This is a genomic window from Limnohabitans sp. (assembly GCF_034680285.1).
Lineage (GTDB): Bacteria > Pseudomonadota > Gammaproteobacteria > Burkholderiales > Burkholderiaceae_C > Limnohabitans_A.
Map to the genome: position 1 here is coordinate 1 of NZ_JAXITC010000012.1, position 19,456 is coordinate 19,456.

Annotated in this window: 27 protein-coding genes and 1 pseudogene; 2 read left to right on the top strand and 26 right to left on the bottom strand. The window is 59.5% G+C overall.

Annotation, left to right across the window (positions count from 1 at the left end; genetic code table 11):
• Window positions 1-104: pseudogene (locus SWE17_RS10715) on the bottom strand (ubiquinol-cytochrome c reductase iron-sulfur subunit); the annotation flags it as partial.
• Window positions 105-242: 138 nt separating this feature from the next.
• On the opposite strand from SWE17_RS10715, the gene mscL reads away from it, so the two are divergent.
• Window positions 243-671, top strand: a complete 429-nt coding sequence (gene mscL / locus SWE17_RS10720) for a large conductance mechanosensitive channel protein MscL (protein WP_322993201.1) — start codon at window positions 243-245, stop codon at window positions 669-671.
• 12 nt (window positions 672-683) lie between these two features.
• On the opposite strand, the gene pdxA is transcribed toward mscL, so the two are convergent.
• Both pdxA and SWE17_RS10730 read right to left on the bottom strand, forming a co-directional pair.
• Window positions 684-1,760 (bottom strand): 4-hydroxythreonine-4-phosphate dehydrogenase PdxA, encoded by a 1,077-nt coding sequence (gene pdxA / locus SWE17_RS10725; protein WP_322993089.1) that lies wholly within the window; start codon window positions 1,758-1,760, stop codon window positions 684-686.
• Between the two features lie 33 nt (window positions 1,761-1,793).
• Entirely contained in the window at window positions 1,794-2,546 is a 753-nt protein-coding gene (locus SWE17_RS10730; protein WP_322993090.1) for a Nif3-like dinuclear metal center hexameric protein, read from the bottom strand.
• A gap of 84 nt (window positions 2,547-2,630) precedes the next feature.
• Here SWE17_RS10730 and SWE17_RS10735 point away from each other — a divergent pair, with 84 nt between their 5' ends.
• A complete protein-coding gene (locus tag SWE17_RS10735) occupies window positions 2,631-3,788 on the top strand; it encodes a S1C family serine protease (RefSeq protein WP_322993091.1) in 1,158 nt (385 codons plus the stop codon).
• 79 nt (window positions 3,789-3,867) lie between these two features.
• On the opposite strand, the gene tatC is transcribed toward SWE17_RS10735, so the two are convergent.
• From tatC to mlaD, 23 genes are all read right to left on the bottom strand, one after another.
• Complete coding sequence (gene tatC / locus SWE17_RS10740) at window positions 3,868-4,656, bottom strand: twin-arginine translocase subunit TatC (protein ID WP_322993092.1); 789 nt, start codon at window positions 4,654-4,656, stop codon at window positions 3,868-3,870.
• A 42-nt stretch (window positions 4,657-4,698) separates the two neighbouring features.
• Window positions 4,699-5,166 (bottom strand): Sec-independent protein translocase protein TatB, encoded by a 468-nt coding sequence (tatB, locus tag SWE17_RS10745; RefSeq protein WP_100119308.1) that lies wholly within the window; start codon window positions 5,164-5,166, stop codon window positions 4,699-4,701.
• Between the two features lie 26 nt (window positions 5,167-5,192).
• A complete protein-coding gene (gene tatA / locus SWE17_RS10750; protein WP_322993093.1) occupies window positions 5,193-5,441 on the bottom strand; it encodes a Sec-independent protein translocase subunit TatA in 249 nt (82 codons plus the stop codon).
• 96 nt (window positions 5,442-5,537) lie between these two features.
• Window positions 5,538-5,894 carry a histidine triad nucleotide-binding protein gene (locus SWE17_RS10755; protein ID WP_322993094.1) on the bottom strand — a complete coding sequence of 119 codons (357 nt, stop codon included), beginning with the start codon at window positions 5,892-5,894 and terminating at the stop codon, window positions 5,538-5,540.
• A 29-nt stretch (window positions 5,895-5,923) separates the two neighbouring features.
• Entirely contained in the window at window positions 5,924-6,286 is a 363-nt protein-coding gene (locus tag SWE17_RS10760) for a hypothetical protein (protein WP_322993095.1), read from the bottom strand.
• A 24-nt stretch (window positions 6,287-6,310) separates the two neighbouring features.
• Window positions 6,311-6,679 carry a phosphoribosyl-ATP diphosphatase gene (locus SWE17_RS10765; protein WP_322993096.1) on the bottom strand — a complete coding sequence of 123 codons (369 nt, stop codon included), beginning with the start codon at window positions 6,677-6,679 and terminating at the stop codon, window positions 6,311-6,313.
• Window positions 6,680-6,693: 14 nt separating this feature from the next.
• The gene (gene hisI, locus SWE17_RS10770) at window positions 6,694-7,083 is read right to left on the bottom strand and encodes a phosphoribosyl-AMP cyclohydrolase (RefSeq protein ID WP_322993097.1); all 390 of its coding nucleotides are present in this window, start codon (window positions 7,081-7,083) and stop codon (window positions 6,694-6,696) included.
• A gap of 2 nt (window positions 7,084-7,085) precedes the next feature.
• On the bottom strand, window positions 7,086-7,886 hold the full coding sequence (hisF, locus tag SWE17_RS10775) for an imidazole glycerol phosphate synthase subunit HisF (protein ID WP_322993098.1): 801 nt from the start codon (window positions 7,884-7,886) through the stop codon (window positions 7,086-7,088).
• A 34-nt stretch (window positions 7,887-7,920) separates the two neighbouring features.
• Window positions 7,921-8,748 carry a D-hexose-6-phosphate mutarotase gene (locus SWE17_RS10780; protein WP_322993099.1) on the bottom strand — a complete coding sequence of 276 codons (828 nt, stop codon included), beginning with the start codon at window positions 8,746-8,748 and terminating at the stop codon, window positions 7,921-7,923.
• Window positions 8,749-8,797: 49 nt separating this feature from the next.
• Window positions 8,798-9,538 (bottom strand): 1-(5-phosphoribosyl)-5-[(5-phosphoribosylamino)methylideneamino]imidazole-4-carboxamide isomerase, encoded by a 741-nt coding sequence (gene hisA, locus SWE17_RS10785; protein WP_322993100.1) that lies wholly within the window; start codon window positions 9,536-9,538, stop codon window positions 8,798-8,800.
• 48 nt (window positions 9,539-9,586) lie between these two features.
• Window positions 9,587-10,243 carry an imidazole glycerol phosphate synthase subunit HisH gene (hisH, locus tag SWE17_RS10790; RefSeq protein ID WP_322993101.1) on the bottom strand — a complete coding sequence of 219 codons (657 nt, stop codon included), beginning with the start codon at window positions 10,241-10,243 and terminating at the stop codon, window positions 9,587-9,589.
• A 2-nt stretch (window positions 10,244-10,245) separates the two neighbouring features.
• Complete coding sequence (gene hisB / locus SWE17_RS10795; RefSeq protein WP_322993102.1) at window positions 10,246-10,836, bottom strand: imidazoleglycerol-phosphate dehydratase HisB; 591 nt, start codon at window positions 10,834-10,836, stop codon at window positions 10,246-10,248.
• Window positions 10,833-11,915: a histidinol-phosphate transaminase gene (hisC, locus tag SWE17_RS10800; protein WP_322993103.1), complete on the bottom strand. Its 1,083-nt coding sequence runs from the start codon at window positions 11,913-11,915 to the stop codon at window positions 10,833-10,835. The genes hisB and hisC overlap by 4 nt, the downstream gene beginning before the upstream one ends.
• The gene (gene hisD / locus SWE17_RS10805) at window positions 11,912-13,264 is read right to left on the bottom strand and encodes a histidinol dehydrogenase (RefSeq protein ID WP_322993104.1); all 1,353 of its coding nucleotides are present in this window, start codon (window positions 13,262-13,264) and stop codon (window positions 11,912-11,914) included. The genes hisC and hisD overlap by 4 nt, the downstream gene beginning before the upstream one ends.
• Window positions 13,265-13,269: 5 nt before the next feature.
• Entirely contained in the window at window positions 13,270-13,911 is a 642-nt protein-coding gene (gene hisG / locus SWE17_RS10810) for an ATP phosphoribosyltransferase (protein ID WP_062406349.1), read from the bottom strand.
• Window positions 13,908-15,173, bottom strand: coding sequence for a UDP-N-acetylglucosamine 1-carboxyvinyltransferase (murA, locus tag SWE17_RS10815; protein ID WP_322993105.1), 1,266 nt, complete (start codon window positions 15,171-15,173; stop codon window positions 13,908-13,910). The genes hisG and murA overlap by 4 nt, the downstream gene beginning before the upstream one ends.
• Window positions 15,174-15,211: 38 nt before the next feature.
• Complete coding sequence (locus SWE17_RS10820; RefSeq protein ID WP_322993106.1) at window positions 15,212-15,454, bottom strand: BolA family protein; 243 nt, start codon at window positions 15,452-15,454, stop codon at window positions 15,212-15,214.
• A gap of 6 nt (window positions 15,455-15,460) precedes the next feature.
• The gene (locus SWE17_RS10825; RefSeq protein WP_322993107.1) at window positions 15,461-16,216 is read right to left on the bottom strand and encodes an ABC transporter permease; all 756 of its coding nucleotides are present in this window, start codon (window positions 16,214-16,216) and stop codon (window positions 15,461-15,463) included.
• Entirely contained in the window at window positions 16,213-17,148 is a 936-nt protein-coding gene (locus SWE17_RS10830) for an ABC transporter ATP-binding protein (RefSeq protein WP_322993108.1), read from the bottom strand. Before SWE17_RS10830 ends, SWE17_RS10825 begins: the two co-directional genes overlap by 4 nt.
• An 84-nt stretch (window positions 17,149-17,232) precedes the next feature.
• Window positions 17,233-17,508 (bottom strand): STAS domain-containing protein, encoded by a 276-nt coding sequence (locus SWE17_RS10835; RefSeq protein WP_322993109.1) that lies wholly within the window; start codon window positions 17,506-17,508, stop codon window positions 17,233-17,235.
• A gap of 11 nt (window positions 17,509-17,519) precedes the next feature.
• Window positions 17,520-18,170 (bottom strand): ABC transporter substrate-binding protein, encoded by a 651-nt coding sequence (locus tag SWE17_RS10840; RefSeq protein WP_322993110.1) that lies wholly within the window; start codon window positions 18,168-18,170, stop codon window positions 17,520-17,522.
• Between the two features lie 78 nt (window positions 18,171-18,248).
• Window positions 18,249-18,980, bottom strand: a complete 732-nt coding sequence (locus SWE17_RS10845; RefSeq protein WP_322993111.1) for a VacJ family lipoprotein — start codon at window positions 18,978-18,980, stop codon at window positions 18,249-18,251.
• Window positions 18,977-19,456, bottom strand: a complete 480-nt coding sequence (gene mlaD / locus SWE17_RS10850; protein WP_322993112.1) for an outer membrane lipid asymmetry maintenance protein MlaD — start codon at window positions 19,454-19,456, stop codon at window positions 18,977-18,979. Before mlaD ends, SWE17_RS10845 begins: the two co-directional genes overlap by 4 nt.

The following is a 19,456-nucleotide window of genomic DNA, read 5'->3' on the forward strand; positions in this document are numbered from 1 at the left end:
CTGCTGACGAAGGGGGTGGCCACAAAGCCAGCGCCTACGGCACCTGCGCAAGTGGAGGCAATCAGCCAGGTCCGCTTGCTGCTGTCGACTGGGGTGTCACTCATGGGAATCCTCTAGCGAGTCGTTATCAGGGTCAACCCGCGATTGTAGCGGAGTGAAACAGACAAACGTCTTACAAGACCCCTGGCTTGCCTTTGTTGGTACACAATCGGCGTTCAAATTTTCATTTTGGAGTTACTGATATTTCTTTTTTGGGCGAATTCAAATCTTTTGCAGTAAAGGGAAATGTCATCGACTTGGCCGTGGGCGTGATCATTGGAAGTGCTTTTGGCAAGATCGTCGATTCGTTGGTGGGTGATCTGATCATGCCGTTGATAAGCCGTGCTTTTGGCGGCTTGGACTTTTCCAACTACTACTGGGCCTTGGCTGGACAAAATGCGGGGCTCTCGCTGGTTGAAGCCAAAAAACTGGGGGCTGTTTTTGCTTACGGCAACTTCATCACAGTGGCTTTGAACTTCATCATTTTGGCGTTCATCATCTTTTTGATGATCCGGCAAATGAACCGCTTGAGTGCCGCGAAAGCCCCTGCTGAAACTCCGGCAGCCCCGATCACCCCCGAAGACGTTTTGCTGTTGCGCGAAATCCGCGACAGCCTGCGCAACAAGGGCTAAGGCAGAGACCGGTCAGTGCATCCCACTGACCATGTGCCGGGCCATGCCAATGGCCTGAATCAGGCTGCTGGCATTCGCAATGCCTTGGCCCGCGACATCCATGGCGGTGCCATGGTCCGGACTGGTTCGGATCAGTGGCAACCCCAGCGTCACATTGACCCCTTGTTCCACGCCCAAGTATTTGACCGGGATCAGCCCTTGGTCGTGGTACATGGCGATCACCACATCGAATTCTCGGCGACCATCGGCTTGTTGGCGCGCCCGCATGAACACTGTGTCGGGCGCATAGGGACCGTGCACATCCAAACCTTCTTGCTGGGCTATGGCCAAACAGGGCTGCACGATGTCGATTTCCTCGCGGCCAAACAAGCCGCCCTCGCCTGCATGGGGGTTCACGCCTGCCACGGCCATGCGCGGTCTGCGGCCCAGGACTGGCGTCAACGCAGCATCGGTGATGCGCAGGGTTTGCAAGACCCGCTCTAAAGTGATTGCCTCCAGCGCTTGGCGCAAGGACACATGGATGCTCACCAGCACGGTGCGCAACTCGTCGTTGGCCAGCATCATGCGCACGGGCATCTGGTCAAGCAGCACACCCATGTGCAGCGCCGACTCGGCCTGCAGCAACTCGGTGTGACCGGGGTATTGGTTGTAAGGCGCGCCGGCTGCGTGCAAGGCCTCTTTGTGCAAGGGGGCTGTGACCAAAGCCGCCACATCACCGCGCAATGCAGCACGAGTGGCCCACAACACCGTATCACCGGCCAATTGCCCCGCACGGGCGTCGATGCACCCCCAAGGCAACACAGGGGCCACAGGCACCACCTGCAACACAGGCAAGCAACGCGGAGGCACTCGCAAAGCGTCTGCAGGGGTCTCAATTTCACACACTGGGTAAGCGGACACCGTTTGCACCAACGCCATCGCTCGGCGCATCAGGCCCACATCGCCCGCGACAAAACAGCCTTGCGTCAGCTCAGGCGCTTGGCACCAAGCGCGGGCCACGATTTCAGGGCCAATGCCGCAAGGATCGCCCGGGGTGATGGCGATGGGCCGGGTCATCAAGGGTGTTGGCAAAAAAGATTTTGATGTCATTCGGTGGGATTTCAACAAGCGGTCGCAGAGACTTCAGGCCGGGTTATCGATTTCGATGAAAAGGTGCTGCAAACCGAGGTTTTGCGCCACATGGGTGGCCAAAGCGGGTGCACCATAGCGCTCGGTGGCATGGTGACCACACGCCAAAAATGCCACGCCAGTTTCTCGCGCCAAATGGGCTTGAGGTTCCGAAATTTCACCCGTGATGAACGCATCCACGCCTTGGGCAATCGCCGCCTCAAAATAACTTTGCGCCCCACCCGTACACCACGCCACACGCCGCACGGGACGATCACTGCCGCCCACACAGGTCACAGACCGTCCCAACTGCGCCGCCACATGGTTGGCCAAGGCCTGCGGGTCAGACCATGCCTGCACGCCAGCGCCCACGAAACCCAACTCTTGTTCGCCAAAGCGGCCATCGGCTTGCAAGCCCAGCACCCTTGCCAGTTGGGCGTTGTTGCCCAGTTCGGGATGAGCGTCCAGGGGTAAGTGGTAAGCAAAAAGGTGAATGCCGTGCGCCAACAACAAGCGCAGACGCTCGCGCATCCAGCCTGTCACACGCCCATCTTGGCCGCGCCAAAACAAACCATGATGGACCACGATGGCGTCAGCATTTGCAGCAATGGCCGCTTCGATCAAGGCACGGCTGGCGGTGACACCGCTGACCAACAATTGGACGTCGCGGTCGCCCTCCACTTGCAAGCCGTTGGGGCCGTAATCACGGAACTTATCTGACTGGAGCAAAGCGTCAAAGGCTTGGCCCAAAATTTTGGCGTCGGTCATTGGCGAAAGCTTTCTGTCTGATCTGGCTATTGTGGCGCAGGCCGTGTCATGCTGGACGGGCCCGAATCAAGGACAATGCCCAACATGAAACGTTATTGGCTTTTATTTTCGCAGTGGGTCACCGTGTTGGTCGCCATCTGGTTCGTGGTGGCCACTTTGCAGCCTGAATGGCTGCGCAGTGCCAAACGCTCGACCGATGGCATGACCTTGCTGCAAGCCCCGGTCGGATCTGACCTGAATCGCCCGGCAGGCAGCCTGAGTGCGCCGGCTCGCCAAGCTTCTCCCGCTGTGGTCAGCATCAACACCAGCAAATCGAACAGCAACCGACCTCAAAGCCAAGACCCTTGGTTCCGGTTCTTTCATGGTGATCAAGACGAACAAAATCCGGCAGGTCTGGGCAGTGGGGTCATTGTGAGCCCGGAAGGTCACATCTTGACCAACAACCACGTCATCGAAGATGCCGACGACATCGAAGTGGTGCTGGCTGATGGGCGCAAAGCCGTCGCCAAAGTCATCGGCACCGATCCGGAAACCGACTTGGCTTTGTTGAAAATCACGCTCGACAAACTGCCCGTGATTGTTTTGGGGCAAACCCAAAATTTGCAGGTGGGCGATGTCGTGTTGGCCATTGGCAATCCTTTTGGCGTCGGCCAAACCGTGACTTCTGGCATTGTCAGTGCCTTGGGCCGAAGCCAACTTGGCATCAATACCTTTGAAAACTTCATCCAGACCGATGCCGCCATCAACCCGGGCAACTCGGGCGGTGCGTTGATCGATGTGAATGGCCATCTGATGGGCATCAACACGGCCATCTACTCCCGCTCGGGCGGCAACATGGGCATTGGTTTTGCCATTCCCATCTCCACGGCTCAGCAGGTCATGCAAGATTTGCTGAAAAACGGCAAAGTAATTCGGGGCTGGATTGGGGTGGAGCCTCAAGACCTGTCTGCCGAGCTGGCCCAGACCTTCCAACTGCCTGCAGCTGGGCAAGGCCTGCCATCGGGCGTGGTCATCACAGGGGTCCTGAAAAATGGCCCGGCAGCCAGTGCTGGCATCCGCCCAGGCGATGTGATCGTCAAGGTGGCTGGGCAACCTGTGCGCAATGTGGCCGAGTTGTTGACCCAAGTGGCCAGTTTGAAACCTGGTGCCCCCGCAGAGGTGAACATTTGGCGTCGCCAAGGCGAGGTCAACCTTCGCTTGACACCTGCTGAGCGCCCTGCAGTCAACAAACAGCGCCGGTAATTCACGCCAGAAAAGGCGACCGAACCTCACACAAGAAAGAGGCCCGCGGGCCTCTTTTTTTGAAAGTTATTCTGACTACTCAGGCCGCAGTATCGGGCTCTTGCGGCGCCTGAGTGTGCTTGATGAAAATCTGCGCAGCCCAAATGCCCAATTCGTACAACAAGCACATGGGAATCGCCAGCGCCAGTTGAGACACCACATCGGGTGGCGTGACCACGGCAGCGATCACAAAGGCCAGCACCACAAAGTAGCCCCGAAAGTCTTTGAGCTTTTGCACGCTGACCACACCCATACGGGCCAACACCACGACAGCCACTGGCACTTCAAAGGCCAAACCAAAGGCCAGGAACATCGACAGTACAAAGCTCAGATAGGCCTCGATATCAGGCGCAGCCGTGATGCTTTTGGGGGCAAAGCTCTGAATGAAGCTGAACACCTGCCCGAACACAAAGAAGTAACAAAACGCCACCCCGATGAAAAACAGCAAGGTGCTGGACACCACCAACGGCATGACCAGCTTTTTCTCGTGGCTGTAGAGGCCCGGGGCAATGAAGGCCCAAACTTGGTACAAAACCACGGGCAAAGCGATGAGGAACGCGCTCATCAACAAAATCTTGAGGGGCACCATGAACGGCGAAATGACCGACGTGGCGATCAAAGTGGCACCTTTGGGCAAATGCACCACCAAGGGCGCAGCCAAAATGTCGTACAAGTTACCAGGCCCCGGGTAGATGGCCAAAACTGCTGCAGCCACAGCCACAGCAATCACGGCCCGTACCAAGCGGTCGCGCAACTCGATCAGGTGCGCCACAAAAGGTTGCTCAGAACCTTTGAGTTCGTCGTCGGGCTGGGAGGGGGTATCGGACATGGCGGGGTCGGTTGGACAGTGAGCACCCAAGGTGCGCCAGCGTCAATGAGAATTGAGGGGCTTTGGCCGATAACGGGCTACGCGTGCGGCGCCCGAAAGCGCTTTGGTGCGCACACCTGAGCGGGCTTTGTACCACTGAGGCATGGCGCCACGCTTCAAACGCCAGTTTTTGTCTGGGCGCACATAGTAAGGCGGCGGTGGCTCGATGGCGGGCAAATCACTGTTCAGCCCAGCCGTGGTGTCAGCCCAGTCTTTTTCAAAGTCAGAAGCCGTGGTTTGAACGGTTTGCTCGACATCGCGGGCCGCCGTCTCCATGGTCTCTTTCATCTTTTTGAGCTCTTCCAGGTCCATGGACCGGTTGACCTCGGCTTTGACGTCAGAAACGTACCGCTGCGCTTTGCCGATCAGGGCACCGAGCGTTCGGGCGACCTTGGGCAACTTTTCGGGGCCGATGACGATCAACGCCACCACCCCGATGAGGGCCATTTTCGAAAAACTTAAATCCAGCACAGTGCAGCGTTCAATCGTTCAAAAGTTCAAGACTTGGTCTTGGCTTCAACGTCGATGGTGGTCTTTTCGGCTTGGGCGGGCGTCGAAGCGGTCACCTGACCGGCCACGGGCGCAGCGCCATCTTCGGGCTTGGCGCCACCATCTTTCATACCGTCTTTGAAGCCTTTGACCGCACCACCCAAGTCAGAGCCCATGTTTTTGAGCTTTTTGGTGCCGAACACCATGACCACGATCAACAAAACGATCAACCAGTGCCAAATGGAAAAAGTACCCATGAAACTCTCCTGTTAATGCAAGGATTCTAAGGGGATCGACATCCAAAATCGGATCGTCCCTGAGGAAGGAAGGATTTGAAGGAAAAAGACCCGGTCTCAACCCCGCAACCAAGGCCGCGGACCGCCCATGACGTGCATGTGCAGGTGGTGAACCTCTTGTCCGCCCTCGCTCCCGTTGTTGACCACGATGCGGAAACCGCCATCCGGGTAAGGGTTGCAACCCTCTTGCGCGGCCAGCTTGGGGGCCAGGGTCATCATGTGGCCCATCAAGGCAGCATGCTCAGGGGCCAGATGCATCATGGACGGGATGTGCAGCTTGGGAATGATCAGGAAATGAATGGGCGCCCAGGGCGCGATGTCGTGGAAGGCGAACACATGGTCGTCTTCATGGACTTTGCGCGAGGGGATTTTGCCCGCGATGATTTTGCAAAAAATACAGTTGTCGTCGGTCATGGCTCGATAGGTTTCAAATTCAAAAAATGTCAGTCAGTCACCGGGCGCTGCCCGTTCAGGCGCACCATGCCTTGCACGATGCGGTACAGAAACCAGATGGAAATCGCCACCCAAGCCAACCAGCCCGGGAAAACAAAGAAAAACCAGAGCGGCGCAGTCACCAGGTACAACAAAGCCGCCCAGATCACCGTCCGAATGCGGTAGCTGAAATGGGTGCGCTCCCAGTCCTGCGCATCGCCTTTTTTGACCAAGTCGATGATGATGGCCACCACCAGCAAGGCCGGGCCCATCTGCGCCCCGGGAATGACGGCACTCACCGCCACGATCAGGTGGAGGATGTAGCTGACCCAGCTGATGCTGTGGGTGCTGTCGTCAATGGATTGGTCGTTCATGGCTCATTCGCCTAGGCGTGCAATTTATTCGCCCAAACGCTCACGCTCTTGCACTTTGCGCAGGGCTTTCTCTTCCAGGCCGCTCAGGCCTTCGCGGCGGGCCAGCTCGTTGACCACGTCGGCAGGCGTCAGGCCGTAGTGCGCCAGCGCGATCATGCTGTGGAACCACAGGTCGGCCACCTCACCCACCAGCTTGGCTTTATCCCCGCCATGGTCCACGTCTTTGGCGGCCATCACGGTTTCGGTGGCTTCTTCGCCAATCTTCTTCAAAAAGGCGTCGGGCCCTTTGTGCAGCAGGCGGGCCACATAGCTTTTTTCGGGGTCACCGCCGTTGGCGGGTTTGCGGCTTTCGACCACGGCCGCAAGGCGGTCAAGAATGTCTTGGTTGCTCATAAGCTTTGGAGCGCTCACTTGTAAATGGTTTCAGGGTCTTTAAGGACCGGATCAACAGCCTGCCAGCCTTCGGGCTGCAAGCTCTGGAAAAAGCAGCTGTGGCGGCCCGTGTGGCAGGCAATGCCGGGTTCATGCCCCAGCTGGGTGATTTTGAGCAAGACCACGTCGTTGTCGCAGTCGATGCGGATGTCGTGCACCGTCTGCACATGGCCCGACTCCTCGCCCTTGAACCACAGCTTGTTGCGCGAACGGCTGAAATACACCGCCCTTTTCAGCTCGGCCGTCTTTTGCAAGGCCTCGCGGTTCATCCAGGCGAACATCATCACGTCGCCAGTGTCTTTTTCTTGGGCGATCACAGGCACCAGGCCTTTGTCGTCCCATTTGATTTGATCGAGCCAGTTCATGTTCACAGCCTAACCTGAATGCCGCGTTCGCGCATCCGCGCTTTGGCTTGTTGGACAGTGTATTCACCGTAGTGGAAGATGCTCGCCGCCAGCACGGCATCCGCGCCGCCGATGCTCACGCCGTCGGCCAAGTGGTCCAGGTTGCCTACGCCGCCGGATGCGATCACGGGCACGCTCACCGCGTCGCTGACGGCGCGGGTCAATTGCAGGTCAAAGCCGCTTTTGGTGCCGTCGCGGTCCATGCTGGTCAGCAGGATTTCGCCCGCGCCGTACTCGGCCATTTGGGTGGCCCAGGCCACCGCGTCCAGGCCCACGTTTTTGCGGCCGCCGTGGCTGTATACGTCCCAGCCGGGGCCCATGGCCAAACCGTTGGTGCCAATGCGCTGTTCGTCTTCGGCGCTGCGGCGCTTGGCATCGATGGCAACGACGATGCATTGCGCACCGTATTTGGCCGATGCTTCGCGGATGACTTGCGGGTTGGCGATCGCCGCTGAGTTAAAGCTGGTCTTGTCAGCGCCTGCGTTGAGCAAGCGACGCACGTCTTCCACGGTGCGCACGCCACCGCCCACGGTGAGCGGAATGAAGACCTGGCTGGCCACGGCTTCGATGATGTGCAGGATCACGTCGCGCCCATCGCTGGTGGCGGTGATGTCCAAGAACGTGAGTTCGTCAGCGCCTTGCTCGTTGTAGCGGGCCGCGATTTCGACCGGGTCTCCGGCGTCGCGCAGTTCAACAAAGTTGACGCCCTTGACCACGCGACCGCCGGTCACGTCGAGGCAAGGGATGATGCGTTTGGCGAGCATGGAGACTTCTCTGGTTGAATGGGTTCAGGGTTTTTTAGGGTTTCAGCACTTGCAAGCGCTGCCATCCTGTCCAGCGCCCGCCCGCAGGCAAGGTGATGGGTGCATACACCTGGGCTGCTTCGACGCACAACATGTGCCGCCAGCCGTCTTCGGACATGTCGGCCAGGCGCTTGCACAGGTCTTGCGCGGGGTTCCAGACCACGGTGTTGGCCCAGCTCGGGCTTTGGCTGATGTGCAATGTATCGTTCAGCGTCATGGGCTGTGGCCCGGCTTCGTAGACGCGGTCAAACTCGGCGGCAAAGCGGATCGTGTCGGGCGCAGGGGCATGGGTGTCGGTGAGCGAATCCCACTCGGGCTGACCGCCCAAGCCCTGCAGCGTGGCCTGCGTCACGTCGGGCACGGCCAAATAGGTGTGCAGTGCGCCAGAGAACGCCAGCGTTTGGGTGTCTGTGTTGTGCACGTCCAGCGCCAGTTGCAAGGCACCCGGGCTCAGGTCGATGTGCAGCGCCAAGGCAAAGGCTTGAGGCCACCAGGCGCGGGTTTGGATGTTGTCGTTCAGGCGCAGCGTGAGGCGGGCATGCTCGGCACCCAGTTCGGGCGCGTCAGCCTGCCAAGCCACATTGCGGGCAAAGCCGTGTTTGGGCAAACGGTCGGCCATGGGGCCGCGTTGGTTGAACTGCGGAAAGCACACAGGCACACCGCCACGGATGGCGGCTTGGCCGTCCATCACGCTTTGGGGGCTGAGGTACAGACGCTCTTGCCCGCCCGAGACCCAAGACAGGACATGCGCGCCGTGCAGCGCGACCACCAAGCGGTCGCCCGCTGGCAACGCCAACTCGCAAGCCGGCAGGCCTGCGAACACGGTGTCGCGACAAGTGGCCTGCCCTGTCATCTGGCATTTCCTGTGAGGTTCAACCGTTCAGTTCGTCAGCGCGCTTTTGCGCCAGCGCAAAGTCGAGGTCGCCGGAGTAAACGGCGCGGCCACAAATCACGCCTTCCACGCCTTCATCTTCGACAGCGCACAGCTGCTCGATGTCGGCCATGTTGGACAGGCCGCCCGAGGCGATCACCGGGATGGTGAGGGCTTGGGCCAGCTTGACGGTGGCGTCGATGTTGATGCCGCTGAGCATGCCGTCGCGGCCGATGTCGGTGTAGATGATGGACTCAACGCCCCAGTCTTCGAACTTCTTGGCCAAGTCCACCACTTCGTGGCCTGTCAGCTTGCTCCAGCCGTCGGTGGCGACTTTGCCGTCCTTGGCGTCCAGGCCCACAATGATGTGGCCGCCAAAGGCAGTGCAAGCGTCTTTTAGAAAGCCAGGGTTCTTGACGGCGGCGGTGCCGATGATGACGTAGCGCAGGCCGCTGTCGATGTATTTTTCAATCGTGTCCAGATCGCGGATGCCGCCGCCCAGCTGCACCGGGATGTCGTCGCCCACGGCCTTGAGGATGGACTTGATGGCGCTGAAGTTTTGCGGCTTGCCCGCGAAGGCGCCGTTCAGATCCACCAGGTGCAGACGGCGTGCGCCTTTTTCGAGCCAGGTGCGCGCCATGGCGGCGGGGTCTTCGCCAAAAGTCGTGGCTTGGTCCATATCGCCTTGCTTGAGGCGAACGCAGTGGCCGTCTTTGAGGTCAATGGCGGGGATCAGAATCATGGCGAATTAAAAAAGGCTGAGGGGCTGAAAAACGGCAGTGAAAACTTCTCAAGGCTGCCAGTGGAGGAAATTGCGGAACAAGGCCAAACCTTGGGCCGCGCTTTTTTCGGGGTGAAACTGGGTGGCAAAAATATTGTCACGGGCAATGGCGCAAGCAAAGCGGCCGCCGTAATCGGTCTGGGCCGCGCTGTGCGCCGGGTTGGCCACCTGGGTATAGAAGCTGTGCACAAAATAATACCAGCTGCCATCGTCAATGCCATGCCACAGCGGGTGCGCAGGCGTGGCTTGCCAAACCTGGTTCCAGCCCATTTGTGGCACTTTGTAGCGGGTGCCGTCGGGCTGGATTTGCCCCGCCAGCTCGAACTTGACCACGCGGCCGGGAATCAAACCCAGGCCCGGCGTATTGCCTTCGTCGCTGTGGTCGAGCAGCATCTGCATGCCCACACACACGCCAAACAGGGGTTTGCTGGCGGCGGCTTCGAGCACTGCATCGAGTAAGCCCGAGTCGCGCAATTCGCGCATGCAGTCGGGCATGGCGCCCTGCCCCGGCAAGACCACGCGGTGCGCATCACGCACCACTTGCGGGTCAGACGTCACGGTGACCTCGGCATGGTCCACGCTGGAGGCGGCGTGCATCACCGCCTGCGCCACGCTGCGCAGGTTGCCCATGCCGTAATCGACAACAGCGACGCGGTTGACGCTCATGCTCAGAGACTTCCCTTGGTCGAGGGGATCACACCTGCGGAGCGCGGATCGAGTTCCAGCGCGGCGCGAACAGCGCGCGCGAAGGCCTTGAAAATCGTCTCGCACTGGTGGTGCGCATTCACACCCTTGAGGTTGTCGATGTGCAGTGTGCACAGCGCGTGGTTCACGAAGCCCTGGAAAAATTCGTAAACCAGCTGGGTGTCGAGTGAGCCCAGCGAGCCGGAGGTGAAGTTCACGTCCATGTGCAAACCGGGGCGGCCCGAAAAGTCCACCACCACGCGGCTCAGGGCTTCGTCCAGCGGCACGTAGGCGTGGCCATAACGGCGGATGCCTTTTTTGTCGCCAATGGCTTGCGCAAAGGCCTGGCCCAAGGTGATGCCAATGTCTTCGACGGTGTGGTGGCTGTCGATGTGCAGGTCGCCTTCACAAGCGATGTCCAGGTCGATCAGGCCGTGGCGGGCGATCTGGTCCAGCATGTGGTCCAGAAAACCGATGCCCGAAGCCAGCTTGGCTTGGCCCGTGCCGTCGAGGTTGATGGCGACGCGGATGTTCGTCTCGGCCGTCTTGCGGGTGACTGCAGCGGTGCGGTTCATAAGGAGGCTTTCAGAGCAGCAAGGAGTTGGTCGTTTTCTGCGGCGGTGCCCACCGTCAGGCGCAAGCAATTGGCCAGCAATGGGTGCATTTTAGAAATGTTCTTGATCAGCACACCGCGGGACTTCAAGCCATCAAAGGTTTTGGCCGCATCGGGCACGCGGGCCAGGATCATGTTGGCTTCGCTCGGGAAAGGCTTGACGCCGGGCATGGCGGCCAGTTCTTTCAGCAAACGGGTGCGCTGCTCGCGCAGGTCTTTGGCTTGCGCAGCAAACACCTCGGTGTGCTCCAAGGCAAACAATGCGCACTCGCAGTTGAGCACACTGATGTTGTAGGGCGGGCGCACTTTGTCGACCTCGGCCACCAAAGCCTTGGGGCCAATCATGTAGCCCAAACGCACACCGGCCAAGCCAAACTTAGACAGCGTGCGCATCAAGAGCACATGCGAGTGGCGCGTGATGCGGTCTGCATAACTGCGGCTGGCAAAGGGCTGGTAGGCCTCGTCCATGACCACCAAGCCGCCCTGCGCGCCTTGGGCGAGGACGATCTTTTCGATCGTGTCGTCGTTCCACAGGTTGCCCGTGGGGTTGTTGGGGTAGGCCAAGTACACGATGGACGGCTTGTGCTTAGCAATGGCGGCCAGCATGGCGGCTTCGTCGAGTTCAAAGTCGGCGGTGAGCGGCACGCCGTGGAAGGCCAAGCCTTGCAGTTGGGCGCTCATGGCGTACATCACAAAGCCGGGCAAGGGCGAGAGGATACTGGCACCAGGAACATCGCAGGCCATGGCCAGCAAAGAGATCAACTCGTCTGAGCCGTTGCCCAGCATGATGTCGAAGCCTTCGGGCATGCCTGCATATTGGGCCAAGGCTTGACGCAGTTCATTCACACGGTCATCGGGGTAGCGGTTGAGCGCCAATGCGCCCAAACGCTCGCCTAAAGCCTTTTGAAGCTCTGCAGGCAAGCGGTGCGGGTTTTCCATCGCGTCGAGCTTGACCATGCCCGCCGAATCCTGGATGGCGTAGGCGTGCATGGACTGCACGTCCTGGCGGATTCGTTGCATCAGTTGGGGGCTCACGGTCATGTCGGCTCTCGCATGGGGGGAACAGGGTTCAGGCGCAATTCGGCGGCGCGGGCGTGCGCTTGCAGGCCTTCGCCATAAGCCAATTCAGCGGCAATGCGGCCCAGCGGCTGCGCACCGGCTTCGCTCACCTCAATCAGGCTGCTGCGTTTTTGGAAGTCGTACACACCCAGTGGCGAGGAAAAACGCGCCGTGCCGCTGGTGGGCAGCACGTGGTTGGGGCCTGCGCAGTAGTCGCCCAGCGACTCGCTGGTGAACGCGCCCAAAAAGATCGCGCCTGCGTGGCGCAGCAGCGGCTCCCAGCGGTGCGGCTCACTGCTCGACACCTCCAGGTGTTCGGGCGCGATGCGGTTGCTGATGGCGCAGGCTTCTTCCATGCTGCGCGTCAAGATCAAAGCACCTCGGTCGTTGAGCGACTTGGCAATGATCTCGCGGCGCGGCATAGAGGGCAGCAGGCGGTCAATCGCAGCCTGCACCTCGGCGATGTAGGCCGCATCGGGGCACAACAAAATGCTTTGCGCCAGCTCGTCGTGCTCGGCCTGGCTGAACAAATCCATCGCCACCCATTCGGCAGGCGTACTGCCATCAGCCAAGACCAGAATTTCAGAGGGGCCCGCGATCATGTCGATGCCCACGGTGCCGAACACGCGCTTTTTGGCGCTGGCCACGTAGGCATTTCCCGGGCCGGTGATCTTGTCCACCTTGGGGATGGTGGCCGTGCCGTAGGCCAAAGCCCCCACCGCTTGCGCGCCACCCACGGTGAAGGCGCGGCTCACGCCCGCCACACAGGCTGCGGCCAGCACCAGCGGGTTGCGCACGCCTTGCGGTGTGGGCACCACCATGATGATCTCTTGCACCCCAGCCACATGGGCCGGAATCGCGTTCATCAACACCGAAGACGGATAAGCGGCTTTGCCACCGGGCACATAAATGCCCACACGGTCGAGCGGCGTGACTTTTTGGCCCAGCAGCGTGCCGTCTTCGTCGCGGTAAGACCAGCTTTCGCCAGACGCTTTTTTCTGCGCTTCGTGGTATTCGCGCACTCGGGCAGCGGCAGCTTGCAGGGCTTCGCGCTGCACGGCAGACAGGCTGCCCAACGCGGCTTGTAACTCGGCTTGGGTGATCTCCAGCGCCTTCACGTCGGCCGCTTGCAGGCCGTCAAAGCGCTGGGTGTAGTCGAGCAAGGCTGCATCGCCACGCTTTTGCACATCGGCCAGGATGTCGGCCACGCGCTGCTCGATGGCGGCGTCGGTGTCGGCAGACCAATGCAGGCGCGCCGCGAAGGCCGCTTCAAAACCGGCGTCTGCCGTGTTCAGTTGCAATGGTTTGGCTTGGAGGCCCAACGTGTCCATGGGGTTCAGTCTTTCTTCACCGCACCCGCAAAGGCGTCGATGATGGCGCGGATCGGCGCTTGTTTGAGCTTGAGCGCGGCCTGGTTCACCACCAAGCGCGAGCTGATGTCCATGATGCGTTCGACTTCAACCAAATGATTGGCCTTGAGCGTGTTGCCCGTTGAAACCAGATCGACGATGGCGTCAGCCAAGCCGGTCAGCGGTGCCAGCTCCATGCTGCCGTAGAGCTTGATCAGGTCGACGTGCACGCCCTTGGTGGCAAAGAAATCGCGGGCAATGGTGGTGTATTTGGTCGCCACTTTCAGGCGGGCACCCGTGCGCACCAGCGCCGCATAGTCGTCATCGGCCCGCACCGCCACACTCATGCGGCATTTGGCGATGTTCAGGTCCAGCGGCTGGTACAGGCCCTGGCCGCCGTGCTCGATCAGCGTGTCCAAACCGGTCACGCCCAAATCGGCTCCGCCGTATTCCACATAGGTGGGCACGTCGCTGGCGCGCACCAGCACTACGCGCACATTGGCCTGGTTGGTGGGCAAGATCAGCTTGCGGGATTTTTCGGGGTCTTCGAGCACCTCGATGCCAGCGGCCTTGAGCAGCGGCAGGGTTTCGTCAAAGATGCGTCCTTTGGACAGGGCGAGCGTGATCATTTCACTCTTTCAATGTCGGCCCCCAGGCCGCGCAGTTTCAATTCCATGCGGTCGTAGCCGCGGTCCAGGTGGTAGATGCGGTCGACAATGGTTTCGCCTTCGGCCACCAAGCCGGCAATCACCAAGCTGGCCGAGGCCCGCAAATCGGTGGCCATCACGGTAGCGCCCGACAACTTTTCCACGCCCTCGATCACCGAGACTTTGCCGTCGATCTGGATGTGCGCACCCAGGCGCACCAGCTCGTTGACGTGCATGAAGCGGTTTTCAAAAATCGTTTCGGTCACCTTGCTCGCGCCTTGCGCAATGCAGTTGAGCGCCATGAACTGCGCCTGCATGTCGGTGGGGAAGCCCGGGTATTCGGTGGTGCGAAAACTCTGGGCCTTCAGGCGGCCATCGGCCTTGACGCGGATAAAGCCCTCGCCTGCCTCGATGGTGGCTCCTGCATCGCGCAGCTTTTCGATCACAACTTCGAGATGGTCGGCGCGGCCGTGGCGCAGCACCACATCACCGCCTGTTGCGGCGACCGCACACAAGAAGGTGCCCGCTTCGATGCGGTCGGCCACCACCTGGTGCTCGCAGCCGTGCAAACGGTCGACACCCTGAATACGGATGCGGCGCGTGCCATGGCCTTCGATCTTCGCGCCCATTTTGATCAGCATCTCGGCCAGATCAGGAATCTCGGGCTCCTGGGCGGCGTTTTCCAGCACCGTCTCGCCTTCGGCCAAAGCCGCGGCCATCATGAAGTTTTCAGTGCCGGTGACGGTGACCATGTCGGTGGTGATGCGTGCACCTTTGAGGCGCGTGCGGCCCTCGGGCAAGCTGGCCAGCATGTAGCCGTGGTCCACCGTGATGACCGCACCCATGGCCTGCAGGCCTTTGATGTGCTGGTCTACGGGACGAGAGCCAATGGCACAGCCGCCGGGAAGGGACACCTTGGCATGGCCAAAGCGGGCCAACAAGGGGCCGAGCGCCAACACCGAGGCCCGCATGGTTTTCACCAACTCGTAGGGCGCTTCGGGGTTGTTCAAGGCGCCCGCGTCCAGCGTGACGCGGCCGTCTTCGTGGTGCTCGGCCGTCACGCCCATGTTGCGGATCAGCTTGAGCATGGTCGAGACGTCTTGCAGGCGCGGCACATTGGCCAGCGTCACTGGCTCGGCGCTCAGCAAAGCGGCGCACAACTCGGGCAGGGCAGCGTTTTTGGCGCCCGACACATCAAGCGTGCCTTGCAGACGGTTTCCACCGCGAATTTTCAGTTTGTCCATGGGTCAAGTCGGTGCGTTTTGGCCCGAGGGCCTTCGGTTCATTTCGCCTGGGCAGCCCATTCGGCGGGCGTGTAGGTTTTCATCGACAAGGCGTGCACCTCGTCGGTGTGCATTTTTTGGCCGAGCGTGGCGTACACCCGTTGGTGCCGGGCAATGGGGCGCATGCCCGCAAAGGTTTCGGACACGACCACGGCGCTCCAGTGGCGGCCATCGCCTTCCACCGTGAGGTGGGTGCACGAAAGGCCTGCGGCGATGATGGCTTGGAGTTGCTCAGCGTTCATGGGGTTTCAGCTTCGGATTTTGTAGCCGATGCGCAAAAGGTGAAGGGTCAAGGCACTGATGAGCGCCAAGGCGGTGCCCACCACCGCCAAACTGACCCAAGGCGAGACATCGCTTTGGCCAAAAAAGCCATAACGGAAGCCATCGATCATGTAGAAAAACGGGTTCAGGTGGCTGAGCTTTTGCCAAAACGGCGGCAAGGACTGGATGGAATAAAACACACCCGACAAAAACGTCATGGGCATGATGATGAAATTCTGGAACGCGGCCATTTGGTCGAACTTCTCAGCCCACAACCCAGCAATCACCCCCAATGCACCCATCAAAGCCGCGCCCATGACGGCAAAGGCCAAGATCCAAAACGGGTTGACGAAGGTGATGTTGACCATCCAGCCGGTGATGACAAACACGCCCAAGCCCACGGCCAGCCCGCGCACCACCGAAGAGCCCACATAGGCCACAAACCAGCTGCGGTGCGACAAAGGCGTGAGCAACAAAAACACCAAGCTGCCCATGATCTTGCTTTGCACCAGGCTCGACGAGCTGTTGGCAAAAGCGTTTTGCAGCACGCCCATCATCATCAGGCCCGGCAGCAAAAACGAGGTGTAGGGCACGTTGTCATAGACCTTGACATGGTCTTCCAGCACATGGCCAAAGATGAGCATGTACAGCACCGAGGTGAGCACCGGCGCCCCCACGGTCTGGAAGGCCACTTTCCAAAAACGCAGCACCTCTTTGTAGAGCAGGGTTTGCCAGCCGGTCATGCCAGGGCTCCCGAGGCGGTTTGTTTGCGGTTCATGACTTCAAGAAACACGTCTTCCAAGTCGGCCTGGCGAATTTCCACATCTTCCACCACCAAGCCCGCGGTGCGCAGGGTGGCCAAGTGGTTTTCGATCTCGACCGCGTTGTGCACCGGCAACTGCACGATGCGGCCCGTGACGCGGGCAATGGCCGCCACGGCAGGCGGCAAGTCGCCGTCGAGCTTGAAACGCAGCACTTGGCTGGTGGCCGAACGCAGCAAGTCTGACGTGCGCTCGAGCGCCAGCAATTGGCCGCGCTTGAGCATGGCGATTCGGCCACACAGGGCCTCAGCCTCTTCGAGGTAATGGGTGGTGAGCAAGACGGTGTGGCCTTGCTTGTTGAGTTTGGCGATGAATGCCCACAAAGTCTGGCGCAGCTCCACATCGACGCCGGCAGTGGGCTCGTCGAGCACGATGACACGCGGTTTATGCACAAGGGCTTGGGCCACCAGTACACGGCGTTTCATGCCGCCCGAGAGTTGGCGCATGTTGGATCCGGCCTTGTCGGCCAGGCCCAAACTGTCCAACAGCTCGTCGATCCAGGCATCGTTTTTCTTGACACCGAAATAGCCCGACTGGATGCGCAGGGACTCCCGCACCGTGAAAAATGGATCAAATACCAACTCTTGCGGCACCACGCCCAAGAGGCGTCGGGCCGCGGCGTAGTCGGATTGCACATCATGGCCATGGACTTGAACATGGCCAGTGCTGGGGCGCGTCAGACCAGCCAAAGTGCTGATCAGGGTGGTTTTACCCGCGCCGTTGGGGCCCAAAAGACCAAAAAACTCGCCCTCTTGCACATCAAAGCTGACCTGGTCGAGTGCTTTGAATGCGGCTGTTCCCGCCTGACGAGCAGGATAGGTTTTAGAGACAGATTGGAATGAGAGCGCAGGCATGAGAGGCTTGTATTTTAAGTGCTGGCCCACAGACCCTGCAGTTCAGCAAGGGGATAAGGTCAAAAAGACCTGAAAACCCCGCCCTCAGATGGGCTGAAGCAGTTCAATCACCCCGTAGAGGCCAGCCAATTCGCGCAAACGCGGTGACATGCCCGTCACTTGCAAAACGCTGCCCCGCAACACCAACTCCCGCCGCAAGCCCAGCAATACGGCCAGCCCCGAAGAGTCAAACTCGGTCAACTCAGAAGCATCGAGGCCAACGGAAGGGGGCAAATGGCCAGGCAGTTGCGCCACCCACTGTGCCAGGCACGCATTGGCTTGGTCGTGCAGCAGACGGGAGGGCAACTTCAAGGGCGGCATGTCAAAGCGCTTTAAGCGGGTTTGGCGTTGGATTTGTTGCGCAGTGCCAAGCTGGCGATCAAGGCGTCGATGCCCCCGGCATTGATCTCCTTGGTGAATTGGGTGCGGTAATTCTCAATCAACCAGACGCCCAGAACATTCAAGTCGAAGATCATCCAACCAGCGCCTTCACCCGGGGTTTTTTCCAAACGGTAATCCAGTTGGATCGGATCGCCCTTGCCCCGTACCTCGGTGTTGACCACCAGGTTTTTGTCTTCTTGGCCTGCACGCAGGGGTTTGACCACCACCACCTGGTCGCTGACTTGGCTGAGCGCGCCAGAATAGGTGCGGACCAACAAAATTTTGAATTCGTCTTGCAGTCGTTTTTGCTGCTCAGGCGTGGCTTTGCGCCAAGCAGGGCCTGTGGCCAAAGAAGTCATGCGACGAAAATTCACATGCGGCATCAGCTTGGCATCCACCAACTGGATGAGTTTGCCCATGTCCCCACTGCGCAATGATTTGTCCGCCTTGATGAGCTCCAAGGTGTCGTTGGTGATGCGCTTGATGAACGCATCTGGGGCCTCATCAGCGGCCCATGCAGGCGTCAAGGCAGACGTCAGGGCCAAGGTGGCCAGCAGCAAGCTTTGTCGGCGATTCAGGGACATCAGGGTAGAAGTTTTCATGCCATCAACTATAAGGTCATCCCGCCAGCATCTTGTGAACAACTGTAACGTTCAGCAGGGAAGGCTTGAGGTCATCCATCAAGGCGCGTCAGACTCTGAATAATCAAATCGGGCAGGCGGATTGCCGTCGTGCACATCGTTTTCGCGCTTTTGCAAATACGCGTCGCGCACGAAGGAATAAGGGTCAAGGGCTGCTGCCTTGATGACGTCCAAAGACTCCAACAAGCTTGAACGCACATCCAAGACCCGGGTGACTGTCAAAACATGGCGAGTGGCCTGGTCGTTGAACTGCTGAGTCACATCACCCTGCATGTCGAGGGGCGTGGCCAAAGCGTCTCGCAAAGTGGACGGCCCCAATACAGGCAGCACCACATAGGGACCGGGTTTGACCCCCCAATAGCCAAGGGTCTGCCCAAAATCTTCTTTGCGCTTTTCAAGCCGCATCTCTGTGGCCACATCCAGAACACCTCCCAAACCAAAGACGGTGTTGACGGTGATGCGCATGAATGTCTCTGCCGTGGCCTGCAGTTTCAACTGCAAGGCGGTATTGGCCAATGTCCAAACATCGCCCAAATTACCCACAAAATTGTGAATGCCCGTGCGCACTGGGCTCGGTAGAACAGCAGTGTAGGCTTTGGCGACTGGCTTGATGGCGGCGTTGTCCAAAGCTTCATTGAAGTTGTAGACACTTCGGTTCATGGGCTCCCAAGGGTCACGCACATCGGCATTTTTGACCGATGCACACGCCTGCAACAAAAGCACACAGCCGATCGCCAAGATTTTCCCGAGCCGTTGGTGACGGATGTTCATGGCTTACTGCTTCCTGCGGCAGGTTTGTCCGCCTGGCTGTAAAGAAATTGGCTGATCAGGTTTTCCAGAATCACCGCCGATTGGGTTGAACCAATTTTGTCGCCCGCGACCAGGTTTTTCTCATCCGCACCCGGCGACACGTCAAGGTATTGCTCGCCCAGCAAGCCACTGGTCAAAATTTTCAGGGAGCTGTCTTGCGGAAAAGCCAAGCCGGTTTGCAAGGCCAAGGTCACCTTGGCTTGAAAGGACTCGCCGTCGAACTCGATTTTCTTGACACGCCCCACCACCACGCCAGCGCTTTTGACCGCTGCGCCGGGCTTGAGCCCACCGATGTTGTCAAACTTGGCGCTCACTTCGTAATCATGGTTCAGGCTCCAGGTCAGCAAATTGGCCGCCTTGAGCGCCAAAAAAAGCACCGCAACAGCCCCGAGCATCACAAACAAACCGACCCACACGTCATTTTTTGAATTTTGCAT

Coding starts and splice junctions, on each gene's coding strand:
- hisA (WP_322993100.1), bottom strand. CDS start 9,538: ATGATTCTGATCCCCGCCATTGACCTCAAAGACGGCCACTGCGTTCGC.
- SWE17_RS10840 (WP_322993110.1), bottom strand. CDS start 18,170: ATGAAAACTTCTACCCTGATGTCCCTGAATCGCCGACAAAGCTTGCTG.
- tatC (WP_322993092.1), bottom strand. CDS start 4,656: ATGTCCGATACCCCCTCCCAGCCCGACGACGAACTCAAAGGTTCTGAG.
- SWE17_RS10845 (WP_322993111.1), bottom strand. CDS start 18,980: ATGAACATCCGTCACCAACGGCTCGGGAAAATCTTGGCGATCGGCTGT.
- SWE17_RS10730 (WP_322993090.1), bottom strand. CDS start 2,546: ATGACCGACGCCAAAATTTTGGGCCAAGCCTTTGACGCTTTGCTCCAG.
- hisC (WP_322993103.1), bottom strand. CDS start 11,915: ATGACCGTGAGCCCCCAACTGATGCAACGAATCCGCCAGGACGTGCAG.
- SWE17_RS10830 (WP_322993108.1), bottom strand. CDS start 17,148: ATGCCTGCGCTCTCATTCCAATCTGTCTCTAAAACCTATCCTGCTCGT.
- mlaD (WP_322993112.1), bottom strand. CDS start 19,456: ATGCAAAATTCAAAAAATGACGTGTGGGTCGGTTTGTTTGTGATGCTC.
- hisB (WP_322993102.1), bottom strand. CDS start 10,836: ATGAACCGCACCGCTGCAGTCACCCGCAAGACGGCCGAGACGAACATC.
- SWE17_RS10735 (WP_322993091.1), top strand. CDS start 2,631: ATGAAACGTTATTGGCTTTTATTTTCGCAGTGGGTCACCGTGTTGGTC.
- hisD (WP_322993104.1), bottom strand. CDS start 13,264: ATGGACACGTTGGGCCTCCAAGCCAAACCATTGCAACTGAACACGGCA.
- SWE17_RS10820 (WP_322993106.1), bottom strand. CDS start 15,454: ATGAACGCTGAGCAACTCCAAGCCATCATCGCCGCAGGCCTTTCGTGC.
- hisH (WP_322993101.1), bottom strand. CDS start 10,243: ATGAGCGTCAACCGCGTCGCTGTTGTCGATTACGGCATGGGCAACCTG.
- SWE17_RS10825 (WP_322993107.1), bottom strand. CDS start 16,216: ATGACCGGCTGGCAAACCCTGCTCTACAAAGAGGTGCTGCGTTTTTGG.
- hisI (WP_322993097.1), bottom strand. CDS start 7,083: ATGAACTGGCTCGATCAAATCAAATGGGACGACAAAGGCCTGGTGCCT.
- SWE17_RS10760 (WP_322993095.1), bottom strand. CDS start 6,286: ATGAACGACCAATCCATTGACGACAGCACCCACAGCATCAGCTGGGTC.
- murA (WP_322993105.1), bottom strand. CDS start 15,173: ATGGACAAACTGAAAATTCGCGGTGGAAACCGTCTGCAAGGCACGCTT.
- SWE17_RS10765 (WP_322993096.1), bottom strand. CDS start 6,679: ATGAGCAACCAAGACATTCTTGACCGCCTTGCGGCCGTGGTCGAAAGC.
- tatA (WP_322993093.1), bottom strand. CDS start 5,441: ATGGGTACTTTTTCCATTTGGCACTGGTTGATCGTTTTGTTGATCGTG.
- hisF (WP_322993098.1), bottom strand. CDS start 7,886: ATGCTCGCCAAACGCATCATCCCTTGCCTCGACGTGACCGGCGGTCGC.
- SWE17_RS10835 (WP_322993109.1), bottom strand. CDS start 17,508: ATGCCGCCCTTGAAGTTGCCCTCCCGTCTGCTGCACGACCAAGCCAAT.
- SWE17_RS10755 (WP_322993094.1), bottom strand. CDS start 5,894: ATGACCGACGACAACTGTATTTTTTGCAAAATCATCGCGGGCAAAATC.
- pdxA (WP_322993089.1), bottom strand. CDS start 1,760: ATGACATCAAAATCTTTTTTGCCAACACCCTTGATGACCCGGCCCATC.
- hisG (WP_062406349.1), bottom strand. CDS start 13,911: ATGATCACGCTCGCCCTGTCCAAAGGACGCATCTTTGACGAAACCCTG.